At 36.4% G+C, this 20,840-nt stretch carries 20 protein-coding genes; 5 read left to right on the top strand and 15 right to left on the bottom strand.

Features of this window, described 5'->3' with window-relative positions:
• Positions 1–16: 16 nt before the first annotated feature.
• Complete coding sequence (locus tag RHO14_11020) at positions 17–964, bottom strand: LysR family transcriptional regulator (protein ID WVD70881.1); 948 nt, start codon at positions 962–964, stop codon at positions 17–19.
• A gap of 22 nt (positions 965–986) precedes the next feature.
• Positions 987–2,204 (bottom strand): MFS transporter, encoded by a 1,218-nt coding sequence (locus RHO14_11025; protein WVD70882.1) that lies wholly within the window; start codon positions 2,202–2,204, stop codon positions 987–989.
• Positions 2,205–2,530: 326 nt separating this feature from the next.
• On the opposite strand from RHO14_11025, the gene RHO14_11030 reads away from it, so the two are divergent.
• The 3 genes from RHO14_11030 (at position 2,531) to mltF (ending at position 5,574) form a co-directional block, all read left to right on the top strand.
• Positions 2,531–3,514 carry an MDR family oxidoreductase gene (locus RHO14_11030; protein ID WVD70883.1) on the top strand — a complete coding sequence of 328 codons (984 nt, stop codon included), beginning with the start codon at positions 2,531–2,533 and terminating at the stop codon, positions 3,512–3,514.
• Positions 3,515–3,572: 58 nt separating this feature from the next.
• The gene (locus RHO14_11035; GenBank protein WVD70884.1) at positions 3,573–3,899 is read left to right on the top strand and encodes a YnfA family protein; all 327 of its coding nucleotides are present in this window, start codon (positions 3,573–3,575) and stop codon (positions 3,897–3,899) included.
• Between the two features lie 250 nt (positions 3,900–4,149).
• Positions 4,150–5,574, top strand: a complete 1,425-nt coding sequence (gene mltF, locus RHO14_11040) for a membrane-bound lytic murein transglycosylase MltF (GenBank protein ID WVD70885.1) — start codon at positions 4,150–4,152, stop codon at positions 5,572–5,574.
• 5 nt (positions 5,575–5,579) lie between these two features.
• Here mltF and tadA read toward each other — a convergent pair whose 3' ends face one another.
• The 11 genes from tadA to RHO14_11095 all read right to left on the bottom strand — a co-directional run bounded on the left by tadA (position 5,580) and on the right by RHO14_11095 (position 14,325).
• The gene (tadA, locus tag RHO14_11045) at positions 5,580–6,077 is read right to left on the bottom strand and encodes a tRNA adenosine(34) deaminase TadA (protein ID WVD70886.1); all 498 of its coding nucleotides are present in this window, start codon (positions 6,075–6,077) and stop codon (positions 5,580–5,582) included.
• A 7-nt stretch (positions 6,078–6,084) separates the two neighbouring features.
• Positions 6,085–6,906 (bottom strand): 4-hydroxy-tetrahydrodipicolinate reductase, encoded by an 822-nt coding sequence (gene dapB / locus RHO14_11050; protein ID WVD70887.1) that lies wholly within the window; start codon positions 6,904–6,906, stop codon positions 6,085–6,087.
• Positions 6,907–7,125: 219 nt separating this feature from the next.
• Entirely contained in the window at positions 7,126–8,517 is a 1,392-nt protein-coding gene (locus RHO14_11055; protein WVD70888.1) for a hypothetical protein, read from the bottom strand.
• 409 nt (positions 8,518–8,926) lie between these two features.
• A complete protein-coding gene (locus RHO14_11060) occupies positions 8,927–9,538 on the bottom strand; it encodes an FKBP-type peptidyl-prolyl cis-trans isomerase (protein ID WVD70889.1) in 612 nt (203 codons plus the stop codon).
• Positions 9,539–9,730: 192 nt separating this feature from the next.
• Positions 9,731–10,183: a 50S ribosomal protein L9 gene (rplI, locus tag RHO14_11065; GenBank protein ID WVD70890.1), complete on the bottom strand. Its 453-nt coding sequence runs from the start codon at positions 10,181–10,183 to the stop codon at positions 9,731–9,733.
• 21 nt (positions 10,184–10,204) lie between these two features.
• Positions 10,205–10,432, bottom strand: a complete 228-nt coding sequence (gene rpsR / locus RHO14_11070; protein WVD70891.1) for a 30S ribosomal protein S18 — start codon at positions 10,430–10,432, stop codon at positions 10,205–10,207.
• Between the two features lie 16 nt (positions 10,433–10,448).
• A complete protein-coding gene (priB, locus tag RHO14_11075) occupies positions 10,449–10,748 on the bottom strand; it encodes a primosomal replication protein N (protein WVD70892.1) in 300 nt (99 codons plus the stop codon).
• A gap of 3 nt (positions 10,749–10,751) precedes the next feature.
• Positions 10,752–11,153, bottom strand: coding sequence for a 30S ribosomal protein S6 (rpsF, locus tag RHO14_11080; protein WVD70893.1), 402 nt, complete (start codon positions 11,151–11,153; stop codon positions 10,752–10,754).
• A gap of 195 nt (positions 11,154–11,348) precedes the next feature.
• Entirely contained in the window at positions 11,349–11,969 is a 621-nt protein-coding gene (locus RHO14_11085; GenBank protein ID WVD70894.1) for a TfoX/Sxy family DNA transformation protein, read from the bottom strand.
• Positions 11,970–12,350: 381 nt separating this feature from the next.
• Positions 12,351–12,689 (bottom strand): nitrogen regulatory protein P-II, encoded by a 339-nt coding sequence (gene glnB, locus RHO14_11090; GenBank protein WVD70895.1) that lies wholly within the window; start codon positions 12,687–12,689, stop codon positions 12,351–12,353.
• A 31-nt stretch (positions 12,690–12,720) separates the two neighbouring features.
• Complete coding sequence (locus tag RHO14_11095) at positions 12,721–14,325, bottom strand: NAD+ synthase (GenBank protein ID WVD70896.1); 1,605 nt, start codon at positions 14,323–14,325, stop codon at positions 12,721–12,723.
• Positions 14,326–14,456: 131 nt separating this feature from the next.
• On the opposite strand from RHO14_11095, the gene aroB reads away from it, so the two are divergent.
• Positions 14,457–15,536, top strand: a complete 1,080-nt coding sequence (gene aroB / locus RHO14_11100) for a 3-dehydroquinate synthase (GenBank protein WVD70897.1) — start codon at positions 14,457–14,459, stop codon at positions 15,534–15,536.
• A 133-nt stretch (positions 15,537–15,669) separates the two neighbouring features.
• Here aroB and apbC read toward each other — a convergent pair whose 3' ends face one another.
• Entirely contained in the window at positions 15,670–16,755 is a 1,086-nt protein-coding gene (gene apbC / locus RHO14_11105) for an iron-sulfur cluster carrier protein ApbC (protein ID WVD70898.1), read from the bottom strand.
• A 180-nt stretch (positions 16,756–16,935) separates the two neighbouring features.
• Between apbC and metG the strand changes: the two genes are divergently transcribed.
• The gene (gene metG / locus RHO14_11110; protein WVD70899.1) at positions 16,936–18,963 is read left to right on the top strand and encodes a methionine--tRNA ligase; all 2,028 of its coding nucleotides are present in this window, start codon (positions 16,936–16,938) and stop codon (positions 18,961–18,963) included.
• A gap of 94 nt (positions 18,964–19,057) precedes the next feature.
• Here the strand turns inward: metG and RHO14_11115 are convergent, their stop codons facing one another.
• Positions 19,058–20,782: a thiamine pyrophosphate-binding protein gene (locus RHO14_11115; GenBank protein ID WVD70900.1), complete on the bottom strand. Its 1,725-nt coding sequence runs from the start codon at positions 20,780–20,782 to the stop codon at positions 19,058–19,060.
• Positions 20,783–20,840 lie beyond the last annotated feature (58 nt).

Genomic DNA, 20,840 nt, shown 5'->3' on the forward strand with positions numbered 1-20,840 from the left:
TATTTGTCACTAACGATTATTCATCCGATAATGTATCACTCATTAAATGTTTTTTAATTGAGGTACTAAAACAATGCATAAGAAACTCCCCAGCACTACTATTTGGACTTGATGGCGATTTTAAAATAACTAATTTAAAATGAGGAAGTTGGAAGTCGGGCTTATATTTTTGTAATGGGATAACTCGCATTTTTTCAAAACCTGGTGCCGATTGAAATAGATTACTTGGAACGATAGCAATGCTATTAGTATTATTTAACATCGTATAGCAATTAAAGGTATCAACAAGCATAATAGAATCTGGCGATAATATTCCTTGAGAGTTGATACATTTATGTACAAAGTCATCAGCGCCATCAAACGTATCAACGGTAAGTAACCATTCGTAGTGACTAATTGAGTTAAGGGGATTTGGATCATTGAAAATCGGATGATCTGGCCTTGCAACAAAATTGTGTGAAATTTTAAATAACTCTTTTACAATGATTTGATCTTTATCCCACTCCCAACCATCTAAGAGTAAAGCTATTGCATAGTCCATTTTTGCCGATTTTAATAGTGGTGTAACATTAGTGAGTAACCCATCTAAAAACTGTAGTTGTACGTTTTTAAATCTAGAACGAAACCAGTTGTACACTTCGGGTAATACAGTGGATGCAACAATTGGCGTTAAACCGACTCTTAAAACCCCAAGATCACCAATTTTTGTTTTATTAAATAGTGATTTAGCCCATGACATGTTTAATGAAATAGCGCGAAAATAGGGCTCAATCATTAGCCCGGTCTCAGTTAATGCAATCCCACCGTTCGTTTTCCTCTCTAATAATTTGCTGCCACACTCTTGCTCAAGATCACTCAATGCCTTGCCAATTGAACTTTGCGAAATATTAAGTGCTCTTGATGCAGATCGTATTCCACCATGATCAATGATAGCTAAAAAATATAAAATTTGATTCGTTTTCATAAAATACCTATATTTTAAATTTTTATAACTGCTTTTTATTGAGATAAAGTAGCGCTATGCAAGATATAGCAGATAATATTGCCATGATGATTAAGATTAGAAATATCAAATAATATTGATTAGTATCGACAAAGTAGCCAAATAGTGGCTGCATAATCATATCAGGGGTATAAGCAAAAATAGAGGCGAAACCAATTGCGGTACCGGCAACGGCTAGCGGGATCTTACATTCAGATAATATAGAAAACATTGAGGCATAAACCGTACAAACAAAAAAACCAATCAACAAGGTTAATACCATAATAGTTACGTGAAAATGGCTATTTTCACCAATAGCCATTACCAATAGTAAGCTAATAATAATAATTGGACACACCAAAAGAAACCATTTTAAGGTCGATTTAAAAAAACGATCGGCAATAATACCTGTAATTGGTGTTAATGACATAAAGACATAAGAACGCACTAAAGAGAGTGTACCTGATGTTTCATCACTCATATGGAAAGTTTTAGTTAAATAAGGGGTAAAAAATGACATCCCCATATAAAGGGTATAAGTACAAAAAAGAGTGATAGAAATAATCCAAATTGACGGCATTTTTAATACAGATAATGACTCTCGAATAGAGGGTAATCTACTATCATTCTCAGTATCTGTTTTTATATCGCGTAATAAATAGTATAACGCGATAGCGACGCCAACATTAGCAATAGCCGATACCCATATTGCACCGAAATAACTATTTGCCAAAGCAATTACTGATAAGAAACTGTATACCTTAATCGTAATATAACCGACTAATGCACCAGTTAAGCCGACGGCCGCATAGTATATGCTATACGCAGTGCAGGCATTGCCGCCACCAATGACCCTAACAGACTTAAAAATAGCCGGCCAAGCTAAAAATAGTGTCGTAAATGCCAGTAAAAACCAAATAATTAAAGATGCAAGATATGAAGTATATAAAAAGCTATACAAAATAGTTAATAATGAGGTTGCAATTAATGAGGTAATTATACATTTTCGACTAGATAACCTATCGGCTATCATTCCGCCGGGTAGTAATACCAATGCACTTGCGATACCAAACATTGTAACGAATAATCCTAAAGACTCTCCCGATACACCGGTATTATCGATCATTTGATTGTAAAAATAGTATTTCATATAGGGAAGTAGGAAAATTGTTCCACCCGCCATCCCTAGCACAATTAAAGTGGCGAAATCTTTAAATTTCATTGTTGTTATTCCTAGCCTCGTTGGTAATATTTTATATTTTTTATCATTAAATTTGTAATGAGAAACGAGCTAAGAAGCTTAACAAATATTTAACGTTAACATGTTACCCAAATATGCTTTTTTATATCAATCAAACAATACGTTCACCATTATCTTTGATAATTGTTTAAAAATAAGTAATATTAGCCATTAATTAGGTTTTATTGATTCATCCTTATTACCGATAAAAATAATATCTACGACTTTATTTTTATCAATAACCCCTATATTATTTGTAACGATACTAGCGATATATCAGTCTGTCTAAATAAACAAAAGGATCAGCTATGTTTAAAGCGATATTAATTAATAAAGATGAGACAGGCTACCATGCAAATCTAACTCAACTTGATAAGTTACAGTTACCCGTTGGTGATGTTACAATTAAAGTAAGTTACTCTTCGTTAAACTACAAAGATGGACTTGCAATTAGTGGCAAAGGGCCGGTTGTAAGACAATTTCCAATGGTTCCGGGTATTGACCTTGTTGGCACCGTTATCGATAGTCAATCAAAACAATATAAATCGGGCGATCAGGTATTACTCAACGGTTGGGGTGTTGGTGAAAAACACTGGGGCGGGCTTGCTCAAATAGCTCGGCTTAATAGCCAGTGGTTAATTCCTTTACCGGTTAAATTATCCCCCAAAGATAGCATGGCGATTGGCACAGCAGGATATACAGCAATGCTTGCCGTTATTGCGCTCGAAAAAAATGGCGTAACAAAAGATAAAGGAAAAATTTTAGTCACTGGCGCTAATGGCGGCGTTGGTAGCTTTAGTATTGCGATTTTAGCTAAACTTGGCTATGACGTCGTTGCATCAACGGGCAGATTGGAAGAAAGTCACTACTTAAAAGCACTTGGTGCTAACGAAATAATTGATCGCAATGAACTTTCACAGCTAGGAAAACCGCTACAAAAAGAGCGCTGGGCCGCCGCTATTGATAGTGTTGGTAGCCAAACACTTGCAAATGTATGTGCCAGCACCCTGTATGGTGGAACCGTTGCAGCTTGTGGCCTAGCTCAAGGAATGGACTTTCCAAGTAGTGTCGCGCCTTTTATTTTGCGGGGTATAACCTTAGCTGGTATTGATAGTGTAATGCGCCCATATGCCGATAGGATCGCTGCGTGGAAGCGCCTTGCAGACATCATTGATCAATCGTTATTAGCAAAAATTAGTCATGAAATTACACTTGACCAGGTTATTCCAACTATTGAGCAATTAATGACAGGAAAAATTCGCGGTCGCATTGTTGTTGATGTTAATCGCTAATATTATTAACACCATAAAGCATGATAAGTAAGCTGCCGATAAAGTTAGAGATCACGATATGTTAAAAATTATTAGCCTTTTTACCCTTACCGCTTTAGCTGAAATAGGCGGTTGTTATTTTGTCTATATTTGGTTTAAAAAATCAGCTTCAGTTTGGTTTTTAGCTTTAGCAGCCGTTAGTTTAATGCTATTTGCTTGGTTATTAACATTGCACCCTGAAGCGAGTGGACGCATTTATGCAACCTATGGTGGGATTTATATTGTTGTTTCACTTATTTGGTTAAGAGTGGTCGACCATGTTAAATTATCAACATTTGATTTACTGGGCGCTGCGATTATTTTAGTTGGTACCGCTATTATCATCGCAGGTTGGCGCAATGGCTAGAGGCAGAATTATTAATCGCTTCTATCGTTAGGTTTTACTTTATAATTAGTTATTAAAACGAAAAAATAATGATAAAAATTAGTATCAACTTGTTGGTAACGGTACTAATATCAACAAATAAGAATTTACTTGCTTGATTATTAATAAATTAATTTTTTTGAACATATAGGCAGTTATGCTATAATCGCGTACTTTTTCATTCTCGGGTAACAACGATTTGCTTAAAAAAATCGCTTTAAAGCGTGGTAGCTTGGCTATCATAATCTTTATCATTTTAGCTGTTGCAAGTGCTCTTTACTATAAAGAAAGTATTGGCGCAAGTTTCAATAAAGAATACGCGACCACATTGAATCAAATTATTGATCGTAAAGAATTACGTGTCGGTATGCTGCGTTCACTTACGACTCTTTATATTGATTATCGAAATCCAAATCAAGCTGGTGGATTTGAATATGAGTTGTTGAAAAAATTTGCAGATTCACTTAATGTAAAGTTAAAAGTTACCTTCGCTAATAATTTAACTGAGCTAGTTGAGAAAAGCAAACAAGGCAAGATCGATTTAATTGCTACAGAATTAAAAGGTTACGTCTCTGATGTTGATAACTTCTATGCCAGTAGCCCGTTTCATCATATAACGCTTCAACTTGTCTATCGAAAAGGCTCAATAAAACCTTACTCATTTAATGATATAAAAGGTGATTTGACTGTTGCCAAAAATTCCTTACAAAGTTATACGTTAGCGCATATTAAAAATAATTTTCCACAATTAACGTGGAATGAGTCAGCGATCCTTAATCAAGAAGAGTTACTAAGACTCGTTGAAGATAAAGATATTAATTATACTATTGCAAGCAACCGAACAACCTCTATCATGCAGCGAATTTATCCCTCATTAGCCGTCGCGTTTGAAGTGGTAAATAATCAACCTAAAACATGGTATCTACCAAAATCGCAAGATAATTCACTACTAAATAAGCTAAATCAATTTATCCAGACATCATTAGCAGATGGCACCATAAAAAAATTGGAATACCATTATTTTAGCTATATGAATAAATTTGATTATGTTGATACAAGAGCCTTTCTTCGCGCAATTGAAAAAACATTACCTAAGTATCAAACTTTTTTCGAAAAATATGCTAAAGCCAACGATCTAGACTGGAAATTACTTGCATCAATGGCTTATCAAGAATCTCATTGGAATCCCAAAGCACTCTCGTCAACTGGCGTACGAGGCATTATGATGCTAACGAAATCAACTGCGGAATCTCTTGGCATTACTAACCGCCTCGATGCAGAGCAGAGCATTAATGGTGGCAGTAGTTATTTAAAAAAGATCATCAACCGAATGCCTAAAAGTATTCCTAAGGAAGAGCGCGTATGGTTTGCCTTAGCGGCTTATAATATGGGTATGGGTCATTTATGGGATGCAAGAGCACTGGCAACTCAGCTAAATAAAAGCCCTGATAGTTGGCAAGATGTACGTCAAATATTGCCGCTGTTAAGTGAAGAAGAATACTATTTAGATCTTAAATATGGCTTTGCTAGAGGCTATCAAGCCGTCCATTTTGTTGATAGTATCCAAAAATACTATATGAGCCTAGTTGGTTATTTGATAGAAAAAGAGTATCGACAAAAATATATGGATGAAAAAATAGATCAAGCAGGTTTATAGTAAATTTATTGATGACTCTTCAATTTTTTATTTAGCTTTATTTCAGCTCGTCGACGCTTAAAAAATTCACTTAGTAACTGTGCAGCATCATCTGCACAGATCCCTGATTCAATAATAGAAAGATGGTTGACGCCAGGGTACGATAATACATCAATAAAGGAGCCAGCAGCACCCGTTTTTCGGTCAAAAGCACCAAAAACAATGCGTTTAATACGGCTATGGATAATTGCACCTGCGCACATAATACATGGCTCTAAAGTGACATATAGTGTGGTGTCAACTAAACGGTAATTGTTTAATTTTTTTGCAGCTTGACGAATAGCAACGATCTCAGCATGCGCAGTAGGATCTGGGTTAGAAATGGACTGATTCCAGCCCTCACCAATAACTTGATTATCAGCAACAATCACTGCGCCAACAGGTATTTCACCTTGTTGTTCCGCTTTATGCGCTAATTCTAGCGCATATCGCATCCAATATTCATCAGAAAAAAGCGTTGTCATAGATAAATTATAAGGTATTTAGCTCTAGTACATCTCGCATGTCATATAAACCAGTTGGTTTATTAGCAAGCCATATTGCCGCACGAACAGCGCCATTAGCAAATGTCATTCGACTTGATGCCTTATGTGTAATTTCGACCCGCTCACCAATATCAGCAAAAATTGCCGTATGTTCACCAATGATATCGCCAGCGCGAATAGTTGCAAAGCCAATCGCCCCTTTTGGTCTTTCACCGGTATTACCTTCACGGCAATATACCGCGTGCTTTCCTAAATCAATATCGAGCGCATCAGCAATTGCTTCGCCCATAGCTAAAGCCGTACCAGATGGCGCATCAATTTTATGACGATGGTGAGCTTCAACGATCTCAATATCAGTATAATCACCCATAACTTTAGCTGCTTTTTCAAGTAGCTTTAAGAGAAGATTCACCCCAACACTAAAATTGGCGGCAAAGACAATACCTATCTCTTTGGCGGCATCTGAAATTGCTTGTTTACCCTGTTCATCAAAACCTGTCGTACCAATAACCATCATTTTTTTATTGGCATAACAAAATGCTAAGTGATTTAACGTTCCTGCTGGGCGCGTAAAATCAATTAACACATCAAATTGATCCTTGGCTTGCTCAAGATTATCCGAAGTATAAATCCCCATTTTACCTAAGCCAGCTAGCTCACCAACATCAACGCCCAATAATGAAGAGCCTTGATGCTCGAAAGCAGCCGTTAATCGTGCACCTTCGGATTTAGTTATTGCCTCGATTAACTGACGCCCCATTCTTCCGCCTGCGCCAGCTATCGCGATACGAATTTGTTTGTTTTGCATATGATGTTCTCTATTTAGTTAATTATCCGCAACACATTGCAATTATTATAGCGGAAATTTAGCAAAATAAGAAAAACTGATTTTAATACACTACTCGTTAGTTATTATAAATTCTAATAAGATAGTATAAAAAAATAGGCAAACCCATTTAACTCTTTTGGGCTTACCTACACGTTAATTGTTATTACTAAATGTAAACATGATGCTTAATTGCATTACTTAATTAACACAAAGAATACGTCCATCACCGTTTGAGGTAGCATAAGATAAGACATTACCTTCAACATCACCGACTAGAAAATTTTGTGTCGATGAAGATGGATCTTTAGTCCAGTAATACCAGTAGGAAAAATGCTGTTTCAAATTCTCACTAACCGTCTTCATCATATCGCGCTTATCATTAAATGTTTTAGGTGCATAGTAATAAATAGCTCCCCATTCACTCGTTAATGGCCCAATACTTCGCATAAACCCGTTATTTCTAGCATATGCATCGTTAGGTACTTGCGTACCCGTTGCATAAATAGAATTAGTCAGTTCAGCTCGCGTTGGTAAATTATTAACGCCACATCTTGCAACGGCTTGTGCATAAACTTTGCTTGCAGTTGCACTATCACCAGTGCCATCGCCAGTTACTTGACCGACAGTAAACCAGCTTCGTGATGGCTTTAAGGCAAAACTATAAAAATATGAAATATTTGAGGTGTTATTTTTGACTTCAATCGTATATAACTCACCTTGAGCGGGTTTAGTGCTACCAAATTTAAACTGACCTTTAGAATAATATTGCTGATCAATTAAAGCGTTATTTGGATTATCTATCACACTAATCGTATAATTATTGGCATTTTGGTAAGGAACAATTTTAAATCTGGCCTCAGGAAAAGCGGTGGTTGGGAATTTTTCGTCAATCCAAGCTTTAAATCCCTTTCTTAAGACAAAGACATCTGGATCGTATGATGGCTGCCTATTAACCCACTCTCGCCCTGCTCCCCAAGCATTATCACCGTCAGGCCAGCCACCAGATACATTGACTGCTAAAGTTCCTGGCTGCATATAACAAATACCATCATCAGCATTAATTTTAAAATCTTTTTGGATGGTAATAATTGATGAACTAGGTGCACCGTACTCAGTATTTATAGTGGCATCAAATAAAAGAGACAAGGTGTAGGGCCCTTGATAAGTTGAACTGCTAACACAAATATCATTACCTAAATTTTTTGTCGAATTATTGCTAATGAGATTACCTTGTTTATCTTTCCATGTGTAGCTTACTGACGATATGGTATAAGGCGCGGACGTTGAAATTTTATCGCCATTAATATCAGACATATCACTATCGAGTAAAACCACATCATTTATAACTGGGCGGATATCAATAAACCGTTCATCTAAAGAAAGATAGACTTGGTTTTGATCATTAGGGTAATAATCGTGCGTAAAACCCAATGCGTTAGTCACTCTAAAATTAATGCTATTTTCGAATTTAGTTAGTCCACTTTCACTAATTTCAGGCGAATGGCCTAAGATATAACTCACTGTTGTCGCTGATAAAGAAGCAAATACATGCGTTGTAAAAATGAGATAAGCAATCAGAAAATAACCCATTTTTTTTATGAATTTTAATTTATTTATTATGTAAAACTTTATTATATCTTTCATCATTAATATATTCTTCAGTATTATTATTGTGATATTAGCTACCATTAAATTATTGCATCATTAAAATGCAGAAGAAGTTTATATTAATTTAATAATGCCTACAACAATTTTATGCAATACCGATAACTTAATTCAATAATTTATTTTACCCTATTCCGATAATCGGATTAACGCTAATATTTTAGAAGTATTCACTATTATTGATGCTTTAATAGTCTTAGTGCGCATTGTTCATTGCACTTTTCAACTGCATTAAAATCACTGAGTTAACGATCAGAGGATAACGATAGAAATGCAGTCAATGCTGTTTGGATGGGAAAACGTTAAAAAGGGCACATTACTGCCCTTTTTGCACTTAAACTATCGCTAATAGCTCAACATCGAAAATAAGCGCACTATATGGCGGAATTGCCGCGCCTGCGCCTTGTGAACCATAAGCAAGTTCTTGTGGGATATAAAGTTGCCATTTTGACCCAATAGGCATTAATTGTAATGCTTCAACCCATCCTCTAATCACGCCATTAACAGGGAACTCTGCTGGCTGGCCTCTTTCTTCAGAGCTATCAAAAACAGTGCCATCAATTAAACGGCCAGTATAATGTACTCTTACCTGATTCGTTTCAGTTGGTATTGCACCATCACCTTGCTTTAATACTAAATACTGTAAACCCGACTCAGTTGATTTAACGCCATCTTGCTGTAAATTATTTTTTAAGAAATCAACGCCAGCTTGTGCTATCACTTTGGCTTGATCTTCTTTATCTTTCATGGCTTGTTCATGAACTTGACGTAAAGCATCATGTAGTACTTCTAAAGAGATCGCTGGTGCTCTATCAGAAAGAACATCTTCTAATCCCTGTTTTAGCGCATCAAGTTCCAAGTTTTTTAAACCAGATTCTTTTAATTGCTGGCCAATTTGCAATCCAATACCATAACTGGCTTTTTTTTCGACTGTATCAAATACCATGATTTTTCCTATATGATTAGATATCTCACCTTTTAGTTGTGAAATACAATTTAATAATTTATCTATATACTGCATTTTACCATATCAAACCGTCTTTTTTATTTAAGACAATAACGATATCGTGATTAATAACCTGTATGCTATCAAAAAAAAACCCACTATTAAAGTGGGTTTTTAGACTGACAATGATTATTATGCTTCTGGCACAATATCAAGAATCACTTTAGCAAAGACTTCACCGTGAACTTGGAATGAAACTTCATGTTCACCAGTTGTACGAAGTACACCATTTGGTAAACGAACTTCACTCTTAGATACGTTAACGCCACGCGCTTTTACTGCATCTGCGATATCGCGAGTACCGATTGAACCAAATAGACGACCTTCGTCACCCGCTTTTGATGTAATCGTTACTTTTACTAACGCATTAATTTCAGCAGCTCTTTGTTCTGCAGCTTTTAATACATCAGCAAGTTTCGCTTCTAGTTCAGCACGGCGCGCTTCGAAAAATTCAATATTTTTCTTAGTAGCTGGAACTGCTTTACCTTGTGGGATCAAAAAGTTACGAGCATATCCTGCTTTAACATTAACTTGATCACCTAAGCTGCCTAAGTTAGCAACTTTGTCGAGTAGAATAATTTGCATTATGTTTTCCTCTGTTGCTAATTACTGATGGTTATCAGTGTAAGGTAATAAAGCCAAGTAGCGAGCACGTTTGATTGCACGAGCTAGTTGACGTTGGTATTTTGCACATGTACCAGTAATACGACTTGGTACAATTTTACCACTTTCAGTGATATAACTTTTTAGTAAAGAGATATCTTTATAATCAATCTCTTTAACGCCTTCTGCTGTAAAACGGCAGAATTTGCGACGACGGAAATAGCGAGCCATTTGGCAGTTCTCCTATTTAATCTATTAATTTAATTTCGCTAGCATGTAAAACAATTTGTTGAATATTATTAGCCTTTGTATGTGTGCTAATAAATCCGACGACTAAAATTTTACTGCCCTTTTTAATACTGTGAATCAATTCGTTCGTCCCGCTAATAATAACTGGGATCACACACCATGCTTGTCTTTTTAGACCTGCTTCGATTTGCTCTGAAGCATGTTGTAAATAAAACTGGCAATGAGATATCCCGCTAGGACTTACTTTTCGTATGGGTGCCTTTAAAACGCAACCTGACAACTCCAAACGATTTTGCATTGATTAATCTTCTGATCCCTCAGCATCTGAATCAGTATCTTCAGCATCCGCATCGTTAAAGTCATCTCTTGAACTTTTACGTTCGTCTTTTGCTTTAAGCATTGGAGATATTTCTGTCACAGCGTGTTTAGTACGCATAATTAAACTACGAATAACCGCATCGTTGAAACGGAAGTTATCTTCTAACTCGTCTACCGCTTCTTGAGTTGCTTCTACATTCATAAGAACATAGTGTGCTTTGTGCAGTTTTTCAATAGGATAAGCCAATTGACGGCGTCCCCAATCTTCTAAACGATGGATAGTACCACCAGTAGTCGTTAAAGTACCAGTATAACGTTCAATCATACCTGGAACTTGTTCGCTTTGGTCTGGATGAACCATAAAAACAATTTCGTAATGACGCATTATCGCTCCCTACGGATTAATCAGCTTTCTGTCAGGGTCAACCGTAACCCAATGAAAGCAAGGAACATGAAAATTAAGCGGTTGAAATCGACGCGCCATTGTATAGCACTCTAAATCAAATATCTAGTGAAAAGTACAAAAAGCCATATTTACTTACTTAAGAGCAGATAGGCCTGCCATTATATTCATACTGTATTATTGAGAAATGGTAAATTCGTTGTACTCTTTTTTGAGGGTATTTTTTTGTTCTTCAGTTAAAGTGGCAACGTGGTTACCCATTAAAGCCGAATGCAAAGTATATAATATATTTTTTGATAGGCTTTTATTACATTGTTCTAATTTATAATAACTTTTAAATGATCCCTGGCGACGAAAAGCAGCTAAATTAATAATACCGACTCGAAACAGAGAACGTTCTAATGATAAGGTCATATTGGGTAAGTCTTTGATCCTAGATTCTTTTATACGCCGTTTAGATAGCTTATCTAAGCATGCATACTTGATAACCATTTGCACAATATCTTTGAATGCTTTTTCATCTCCCCATAAATAATTTGTTACTTTATAATATTGTAATAATTTGACAGTAACTCCTGTACCAAATATCAAGGGTTCCATATTTAATTGAATAAATCTCGTTAAATAATCGACATGGCCACGTAAATAAAGATTATTGTCATATATCCATGCAAACATGACCTCATTAAGACAAACACCTGCTCCACCAAATAAAGGTTTAATCGATATTTGTTTCATTTCATATTGCGTGAAACAAGAAGATAACTTATTGATAATGCTTTTCTTATATTCTTTCATTCTTTAATTACCATAATCATGATTATTGAATTGAGTTAGTGAATTAAGTTAGTTAGCTGATGTTGTCAATTTAGCGCAAATTTTTTATAAGAAAAACCATTTATTGGAAATTAAAGACTCTTTTGCGATCTATATTCCAACAATTAAACAATGAATTAAATATTTACAGTCTTGTTTTAAGAAATAATAACAAATATATTTCTTAATAATTTTAATATAAAGTTGTTAGACCATTTGATAGATGGAAGGCAAAACAAGAAAAAACAATATAATACTATGGGTAAAACCTTGAGCTAACGAATTCAAGTTAGGTTCAAGGCTTTATTATTGAAAAGCGATCAAAAATAGCGAGATTTAGAGAACTATAAGCCATTAATCATATTATATTGCCATTTCATCCATTTCACCGGTGCGAATACGAATAACTTGTTCAACATCATAGACAAAAATTTTCCCATCGCCAATCTTACCCGTTTGTGCCGTTTTTATAATAGTATCAATACACATTTCAACAATATCATCTGACACAATTATCTCAATTTTAACTTTCGGTAAAAAATCAACCATATATTCAGCGCCACGGTATAGTTCTGTGTGCCCTTTTTGACGACCAAACCCTTTTACTTCAGTTACAGTCATTCCGGTAATACCTTGATCAGCTAATGCTTCACGGATATCATCTAATTTGAATGGCTTAACAATTGCTTCAATTTTTTTCATAATCTGTTCCTTTTTTACTTCAGGCTTTTTATTACCAGTTTTTATAACCAAATGAAGATGTGATCGGATAACGACGCCCCTTACCAAAATTACGCGATGTTATTTTAGGACCGACCGCTGATTGACGGCGTTTATATTCATTAATATCGACTAATTTTATGACGCGACGTATTGTTGGTTCATCATAACCTAACTCAATTAAATCGCTAACTGACAGATCTTGTTCAATATAACCTTTTAAGATAGCATCTAAAATATCATAAGGCGGTAAACTATCCTCATCTTTTTGATCTGGCGCGAGCTCTGCCGATGGAGGCCGCGTTATCACCCTTTCAGGTATGACATAAGACAGCGTATTACGATACTTTGATAATTCAAATACTAGTGTTTTTGGCACGTCTTTTAATACATCAAAGCCACCAGCCATATCACCGTATAAGGTTGCATAACCAACAGACATTTCGCTCTTATTGCCGGTCGTTAAGACTAACTGCCGACGTTTGTTAGATAGCGCCATTAAAATAACACCACGGCAACGAGCTTGTAAGTTTTCTTCTGTTGTATCGCTTCGTGTATCGCTAAACATCGGCGTCAATTGTGCCATAAAAGCATCAAACATCGGCTCAATTGAGGTGATATTAAATTCAACCCCTAAAATTTCTGCCTCTTCTTTGGCATCAGCAATACTGATATCTGCGGTATAACGAAAAGGCATCATAACCGCTTGCACTTTATCTTTACCAAGCGCATCAACCGCGATTGCTAATGTTAATGCCGAATCAATACCACCAGATAAACCTAAAATCACCCCATTAAAGCCATTTTTAGTGACATAATCATGCGTTGCCAATACCAATGCTTGATAAATATCAGCAAGTCGGTTGTCTTTATTTTGAACTGGCGTTGAAACATGCTGTTGGTAGTTACTAACGGCCTTAACTTGCGATTCAAAAGCGCTTAATTGGCAAGTAAGTTGACCTTGCCCATTACAAATAAATGAGTTGCCATCAAATACTAGCTCATCTTGACCACCAACTTGGTTAACATAAACAATTGGTAACTGATTACGCTTAGCATGATTTTGTACTAATGCTTGTCTTTGTTGCTGCTTTTCATAATCATATGGGGATGCATTAATGGTGATAACCATATCAACTTTTTGGTTTTTTAATTGATCTATCGGCTCGTTTTGCCATAGATCTTCGCAAATTAATAATCCTAATTTCGTTCCTTTAAAATCAATAATGCAGCTATCTTTTCCGGCAGTAAAATAACGTTTTTCATCAAATACATCATAGTTTGGCAAACACTGTTTATGATAAATAGCGAGCTGCTTACCTTGATAAAAGAGTGATACCGAATTATACATTTTATCTTCTAGCCATGTTGGATGACCAACAATCACGCCACAATTTTGACTAGCTTGTTTGATAGATGCTAAAGCACACTCGCAGCGGATTTTAAAATCTTGTCGATAAATAAGATCTTCAGGCGGATAGCCACAAAGCGCTAGCTCAGAAAAAATGATTAAATCTTCGGTCAAATGTTGATTGATTAGTTCAATAATACGAACCGTATTTCCTTCAATATCGCCCACTCGAAAATTTTGCTGAGCAAGAACAAGAGACAAACACATATAAAACTCATTATGCTGATAAAAATAAGCACTAAGTTTAAATGATTCTAAGTTGCGCTGCTAGTTTTTTATGTTTAACATATTGCTAGCCCGAGTTGTCATATACTCTAAAAAATAACGGCAGGATGATCATGTTAAAAACGCTAACGGTTTCACTAAGTGATCGTAGTTATCCAATCACAATTGGTGAACATACCTTAACAAATTTCGAATATTTTAAATTAAAGCCTGGCCAACGTGTTTTAATTGCAACGAATGAAACCATTGCTCCGCTTTATTTATCATCGCTCACCAATATGCTTGAGCAAAATGGCATTAAAACTGATCACGTTATTGTGCCTGATGGTGAACAATATAAAACCATGGAAACATGGAATATTATGTTATCGACTTTATTAAAAAATAATCACACGCGTAACTCTATTTTAATTGCACTTGGCGGCGGCGTTATTGGTGATGTAGCCGGATTTGCCGCGGCATGTTATCAGCGCGGAATTAAATTTATCCAAGTTCCTACAACCTTACTCTCACAAGTAGACTCGTCAGTCGGCGGTAAAACTGCCATTAACCATCCGCTTGGTAAAAATATGATTGGAGCTTTTTATCAACCACAGTCAGTTGTGATTGATCTTAATTGCCTAAAAACCTTACCTATGCGTGAACTATCAGCAGGGCTTGCTGAAGTGATAAAATACGGTGTGATCCTTGATTCAGCGTTTTTTAGCTGGCTTGAAAATAATATCGATGCCTTACTTGAACTTAAGCCCAGTGCGATGAGTTATTGTATTTATCACTGCTGTAAACTTAAAGCGCAAGTTGTTGCATCTGATGAAACTGAACAAGATATGCGTGCTATTTTAAATTTAGGCCATACTTATGGTCACGCAATTGAAGCTGAACTTGGCTATGGTAATTGGTTACATGGTGAAGCCGTTAGCGTGGGGATATTAATGGCTGCGCAAGCCGCTAAACTATTAGGTCATTTTACTGAAAGTGATATTGAGCGAATCAAAAATTTATTAATCAAAGCGCAATTACCGGTAGCAAGGCCGCCACAAATGAGTGCTCAATCTTATATTCCTCATATGTTACGTGATAAAAAAGTATTATCAGGTAAATTACGTTTAGTGCTGCCAACAAAAATTGGTCATGTTGAAGTCATTAATGATGTGAGCCAAGATATCGTCTTAAAATCAATTGAGCTTTGTTAAAATATAAGATAAATAATATCGGTCGTCACTAAGTGCTAATAGTAACGACCAATTATGTTTGATGAGTAGTGGCACTATTTTCGTTATTTTTTTGTTGTAAGATATCATTATAGTGAAAAAATATAGTTTAAATTTATAACGCTTTAAACGAGATATCCGGTAAAATCACTTGCCCTTGAAAATACAATTCTGCAGCAACGCGATCGGCTAGCTGGCAATACATAGTGGCAAATTCACTATCAGCTTGGTTGACAACTGTTGGCTTACCACTATCAAGGTCTTGTCTTAATGATTTATGTAAAGGGATTTGACCTAACAGTTTGGTTTGATATTGCTCGGCTAATTGCTTAGCACCTCCCTCGCCAAATATCGCTTCATGATGTCCACAGTTTTCACAAATATGATAGCTCATATTTTCAACAATTCCGATGGTTGGAATATTGACTTTATTGAACATCACAATGCCTTTTTTAGCATCAATTAAGGCAATATCTTGTGGCGTTGTGACAATAATACTCCCAGTTACAGGAATACTTTGTGCAAGCGTTAGCTGAATATCGCCTGTTCCTGGCGGCATATCAATCACCAAATAGTCTAATGCTGGCCAAAGCGTATCTTGTAAAATTTGTAACAGTGCTTTGCTTGCCATTGGCCCACGCCATACCATCGCATTATCAGGATCAACTAAGTAACCAATTGAATTTGTTGCCAGTCCATAAGCCATAATCGGCGTCATATGTTGATTGTCAGGAGACATTGGGTGCTGATTTTGAGTGGCAAGCATGGTTGGAATAGAAGGACCATATATATCAGCATCAAGTAAACCAACGTTTGCCCCTTCACGCTGTAGTGCAAGCGCAAGGTTAACGGCAGTTGACGATTTACCAACCCCCCCTTTGCCCGAACTAACCACAATAATATTTTTAATATTATTCACCGCGTGCTGTTCATTTGCTCGCTTTAACGTTGCAATATTGTATTCAATCGACCAATCGATACTTTTCGTTTTCGTCAATTTAAGCAGCTGCACTGTGACTGTTTGCTTTAATTGTTCATATGCACTTTGCCAAGCAAAAGGCATGACTAATTTGATAGATAATCTATCTCCAATTATTTCACACTGCTTAATGGCATTAAGTTCAAGTAAGTTTTTATGTAAAGTGACGTGAGTAAACGCAGCTAAAAGAGCGTTAACTTGAGATAAGTCGTTTACTGACATTATTTAACCTTTGTAACGAAATTATTTAGTAGAAATTATGGCACAAATCTGGCGATAATCCTATGTTTGATGTAGTATTTACAGATCGCTCAATAAAATTTTCTTGCATGCATATTTGGCAAGGAATAATATCGATGGCTTCAATTAATATAAAAATTAAATACAATAAAAGGTAACAAGATGACTGACAAACGTAGAATTCTAGTAACGTGCGCCCTTCCTTACGCTAATGGCTCGATTCATTTAGGCCACATGCTTGAACATATTCAAGCAGACGTTTGGGTGCGTTACCAGCGAATGCGTGGTCAAGAAATTTACTTTATTTGTGCTGATGATGCCCACGGCACACCGATTATGTTAAAAGCACAGCAATTGGGAATAACGCCAGAAGAGTTGATTGCGGGTGTAAAAAAAGAGCACCAACAGGACTTTGCTGGTTTTAATATTAGCTTTGATAATTACCATTCAACCCACAGCCCTGAAAACCGTGAATTATCAGAACTTATCTATTCACGCTTAAAGGCAAATGGTTATATTAAAACGAAAGTAATTTCACAGCTTTATGATCCAGAAAAGCAGATGTTTTTACCTGATCGTTTTGTAAAAGGGACTTGCCCGAAATGTAAAGCACCAGATCAATATGGCGATAACTGCGAAGTGTGTAGTGCAACATATAGCCCAATTGACTTAATTAATCCTAAATCAGTTGTTTCAGGCGCAACGCCAATTGTTAAAGAATCCGAGCACTATTTCTTTGACTTACCCGAATTTAAAGCGATGTTACAAACTTGGATCCGCTCAGGTACACTTCAAGAACAAGTTGCAAATAAAATGCAAGAATGGTTTGAAGCAGGACTTCAACCATGGGACATTAGCCGCGATGCACCTTATTTTGGTTTTGAAATTCCTGATGCGCCAGGTAAATATTTTTATGTTTGGCTTGATGCGCCAATTGGCTATATGGGATCGTTTAAAAACTATTGTGACCGAGTTGGTAACTTAAGTTTCGATGATTTTTGGCAAAAGGAATCGAAAACAGAACTCTATCATTTTATTGGTAAAGATATTGTCTACTTCCATAGCCTATTTTGGCCAGCAATGCTTGATGGTAGCGCTCATCGTAAACCAACGAATATTTTTGTACATGGTTATGTAACGGTTGATGGCGCAAAAATGTCAAAATCGAGAGGAACGTTTATTCAAGCAAGTACCTACTTAAAACATATTGAGCCTGATTGTTTACGTTATTATTATGCGGCAAAATCATCATCAACTATCGATGATATTGATTTAAACCTTGAAGATTTTGTGCAACGTGTGAATAGTGATATTGTTAATAAGGTGGTTAATTTAGCCTCTCGCTGTGCAGGATTTATTACTAAACGTTTTGATGGCAAATTATCATCTCATATCGCAGATCAAACGCTATATGATCGATTTGTACAAAAAGCAGAGGTTATTGCAAGTTACTTTGAGTCAAGAGAACTCAGCAAAGCAATTCGCGAAGTTATGGCACTTGCTGATGAAGCTAATCGTTATATTGATGAAAAAGCGCCATGGGTTGTTGCTAAACAAGAAGGCCAAGATCAGTTGTTACAAGATATCTGTTCAATGGGGATTAATCTATTTAAGGTATTAATGACTTATTTAAAACCCGTAGTGCCAAGCCTTGCACAGCGTAGTGAGGCGTTTTTAGCTACCAACTTAGATTGGGATAGTATGGCTACGCCACTTACTAATCATACAGTGAATAAATTTAAAGCATTATTCACCCGTATCGAAATGGCAAATATTGAAAAAGTGATTGAAGAAACTAAAACGCTTTTAGCGCCAGCAGATCCCGTTTCAAATTCAACAGTAGAGCCTATTGGCGATACGATTAATTTTGATGATTTTGCTAAGGTTGATTTACGCGTTGCACTGATTAAAGATGCGAAATTAGTCGATGGCTCAGATAAGCTATTACAACTGACATTAGATTTAGGCAATGAAGTACGTAATGTATTTTCGGGGATCCGCAGTGCCTACTCAGATCCAAGTATATTAGTTGGAAGACTTACAGTGATGGTTGCCAACTTAGCGCCTCGAAAAATGCGCTTTGGTGTTTCAGAAGGAATGGTACTTTGCGCTAGTGGTAAAGAAGATAAAAATGGACTCTACCTTTTATCACCTGATAGTGGTGCACAGCCTGGCATGAAAATTAGCTAATGATTATTCTAGGGGAATATAATATTCCCCTAAATTTACCTTACTATAAATAACTTTCGATGAAAATTGGTTATAGTTAATACTAAATATGGTATTACTTCTTAATAAAGTTATCTTTGATTAGATTGATAAAATCGCTACCTTTACCTTCTAATGTTGCCTTAGCACTATACAAAGCCATCCCTTTAACCTCATCAAGTGTTGTAACTGGCGGCATAATAAGTTCATTTGCATTAGTATGTACATCTAGAAGTGCGGGGCCATCATAAGTTAAAAATTCTTTAACCGCGTGCTCTAATTCCTCAGCATTCGTCACTTGTTTTCCATAAAACCCGATACTTTGGGCTAATTGAGCAAAATTAGGGTTGTTAAGGTCTGTGTAACGCTCAACTAAGCCTTCTCCCTTTTGCTCTAACTCAACGAAATTTAGCGAATGATTATTTAATACGACAACTTTAATCGGTAATTTTTCTTGAATAGCAGTCAATAAATCGCCTAATAACATGGCAAGCCCACCATCACCAGATATAGAAATAACTTGTTTTTGCGGATATGCTTTTTGTAATCCTAGCGCTTGTGGCATGCCATTAGCCATCGAACCATGTTTTAGGCTAGACATGGTTCTACGCCGACCATTAACATGAATATGCCTTGATAACCATACCATTGCCGAGCCAACATCAGCAGTGAAAATAGCATCGTCACTAGCATAACGATCGAGTAAATCAACTAAATATTGAGGATGAATTAACTGATCACTTGATGCGACGACTTTTTTATCAAGCTTAGCAACAGCTTTTCGATACAGAGCAACATATTTATCTAAAAACGTGTGATCTTGCCTTGATGTTAATAATGGCATTAAGGCTTGTATCGTCGTTTTCACATCGGCAACAACGCCACAATTAACAGCGTGACGTAAGCCAATACGGGTTGCGTCGTGATCAACTTGAATTATGGTTGCATTATCAGGATAGAATTGAGACCAAGCAAAGCCACATCCCAATATTAATAATGTATCGCAAGACTTGATCATGTCAAAGCCGCCTTTCGTACCAAACATGCCGGTCATGCCAACATTATAAGGATTATCATACTCAATAAAATCTTTAGCTCTTGAAGTATGTGCAATTGGCGCTTTTAGTAATGCTGCAAGCTGAACTAGCTCATCATGAGCATATCGGCAACCAATCCCTGCATAAATACCAATATTTTTACCCTGCTCTATTAATTCGACTGCTTTTTTAAGTTCAGTAATATCCGGTGATAAGTGTGGTTTAGATTGCTGTGGTAAATAGCAAATAATATCTTCAACTTCGGCTTTACTGATATCAACGGGTAAAATTATTACCGAGACACCTCGCTGGCTAATAGCTGTTTGTACAGCCTCGGTGAAAACGCGACGAGCACTGTGGGGATTAATAACTTGCTGACAAAATACAGAGCAGTTTTTATAAATACTTTCAAAATCAACTTCTTGAGGAAAGTCAGAGCCTAACGTATCAGTTGCAAGCTGACTAGCAATAAGGACAACTGGCGCACCATTACGCTGAGCTTCATAAATACCATTAATGAAATGTAGACTTCCTGGCCCACAAGATCCAGCGCAAGCAGTTAATCTATCAGCAACAAAAGCTTCGGCCCCGGCAGCAAATGCACCAACTTCTTCATGCCTTACGTGTACCCACTCAATATCGCTATGATAAATCGCCTCGGTAACGTAATTTAATGTATCACCAACTACGCCATAACAGTGTTTAACACCAGCCTCAGATAAGACGTCAATTAATATCTGTGCAACTTTTTTCTTCGCAGCCATCTATAACTCCCTATATCTTGTTTAGCATATTGTTAATAATATTTAAGCTTATTATCTA

The sequence above is a fragment of the Orbaceae bacterium lpD04 genome (genome assembly GCA_036251935.1).
Lineage (GTDB): Bacteria > Pseudomonadota > Gammaproteobacteria > Enterobacterales > Orbaceae > Orbus > Orbus wheelerorum.

Coding starts and splice junctions, on each gene's coding strand:
- RHO14_11020 (WVD70881.1), bottom strand. CDS start 964: ATGAAAACGAATCAAATTTTATATTTTTTAGCTATCATTGATCATGGT.
- RHO14_11025 (WVD70882.1), bottom strand. CDS start 2,204: ATGAAATTTAAAGATTTCGCCACTTTAATTGTGCTAGGGATGGCGGGT.
- RHO14_11030 (WVD70883.1), top strand. CDS start 2,531: ATGTTTAAAGCGATATTAATTAATAAAGATGAGACAGGCTACCATGCA.
- RHO14_11035 (WVD70884.1), top strand. CDS start 3,573: ATGTTAAAAATTATTAGCCTTTTTACCCTTACCGCTTTAGCTGAAATA.
- tadA (WVD70886.1), bottom strand. CDS start 6,077: ATGACAACGCTTTTTTCTGATGAATATTGGATGCGATATGCGCTAGAA.
- dapB (WVD70887.1), bottom strand. CDS start 6,906: ATGCAAAACAAACAAATTCGTATCGCGATAGCTGGCGCAGGCGGAAGA.
- RHO14_11055 (WVD70888.1), bottom strand. CDS start 8,517: ATGGGTTATTTTCTGATTGCTTATCTCATTTTTACAACGCATGTATTT.
- RHO14_11060 (WVD70889.1), bottom strand. CDS start 9,538: ATGGTATTTGATACAGTCGAAAAAAAAGCCAGTTATGGTATTGGATTG.
- rplI (WVD70890.1), bottom strand. CDS start 10,183: ATGCAAATTATTCTACTCGACAAAGTTGCTAACTTAGGCAGCTTAGGT.
- rpsR (WVD70891.1), bottom strand. CDS start 10,432: ATGGCTCGCTATTTCCGTCGTCGCAAATTCTGCCGTTTTACAGCAGAA.
- priB (WVD70892.1), bottom strand. CDS start 10,748: ATGCAAAATCGTTTGGAGTTGTCAGGTTGCGTTTTAAAGGCACCCATA.
- rpsF (WVD70893.1), bottom strand. CDS start 11,153: ATGCGTCATTACGAAATTGTTTTTATGGTTCATCCAGACCAAAGCGAA.
- RHO14_11085 (WVD70894.1), bottom strand. CDS start 11,969: ATGAAAGAATATAAGAAAAGCATTATCAATAAGTTATCTTCTTGTTTC.
- glnB (WVD70895.1), bottom strand. CDS start 12,689: ATGAAAAAAATTGAAGCAATTGTTAAGCCATTCAAATTAGATGATATC.
- RHO14_11095 (WVD70896.1), bottom strand. CDS start 14,325: ATGTGTTTGTCTCTTGTTCTTGCTCAGCAAAATTTTCGAGTGGGCGAT.
- aroB (WVD70897.1), top strand. CDS start 14,457: ATGTTAAAAACGCTAACGGTTTCACTAAGTGATCGTAGTTATCCAATC.
- apbC (WVD70898.1), bottom strand. CDS start 16,755: ATGTCAGTAAACGACTTATCTCAAGTTAACGCTCTTTTAGCTGCGTTT.
- metG (WVD70899.1), top strand. CDS start 16,936: ATGACTGACAAACGTAGAATTCTAGTAACGTGCGCCCTTCCTTACGCT.
- RHO14_11115 (WVD70900.1), bottom strand. CDS start 20,782: ATGGCTGCGAAGAAAAAAGTTGCACAGATATTAATTGACGTCTTATCT.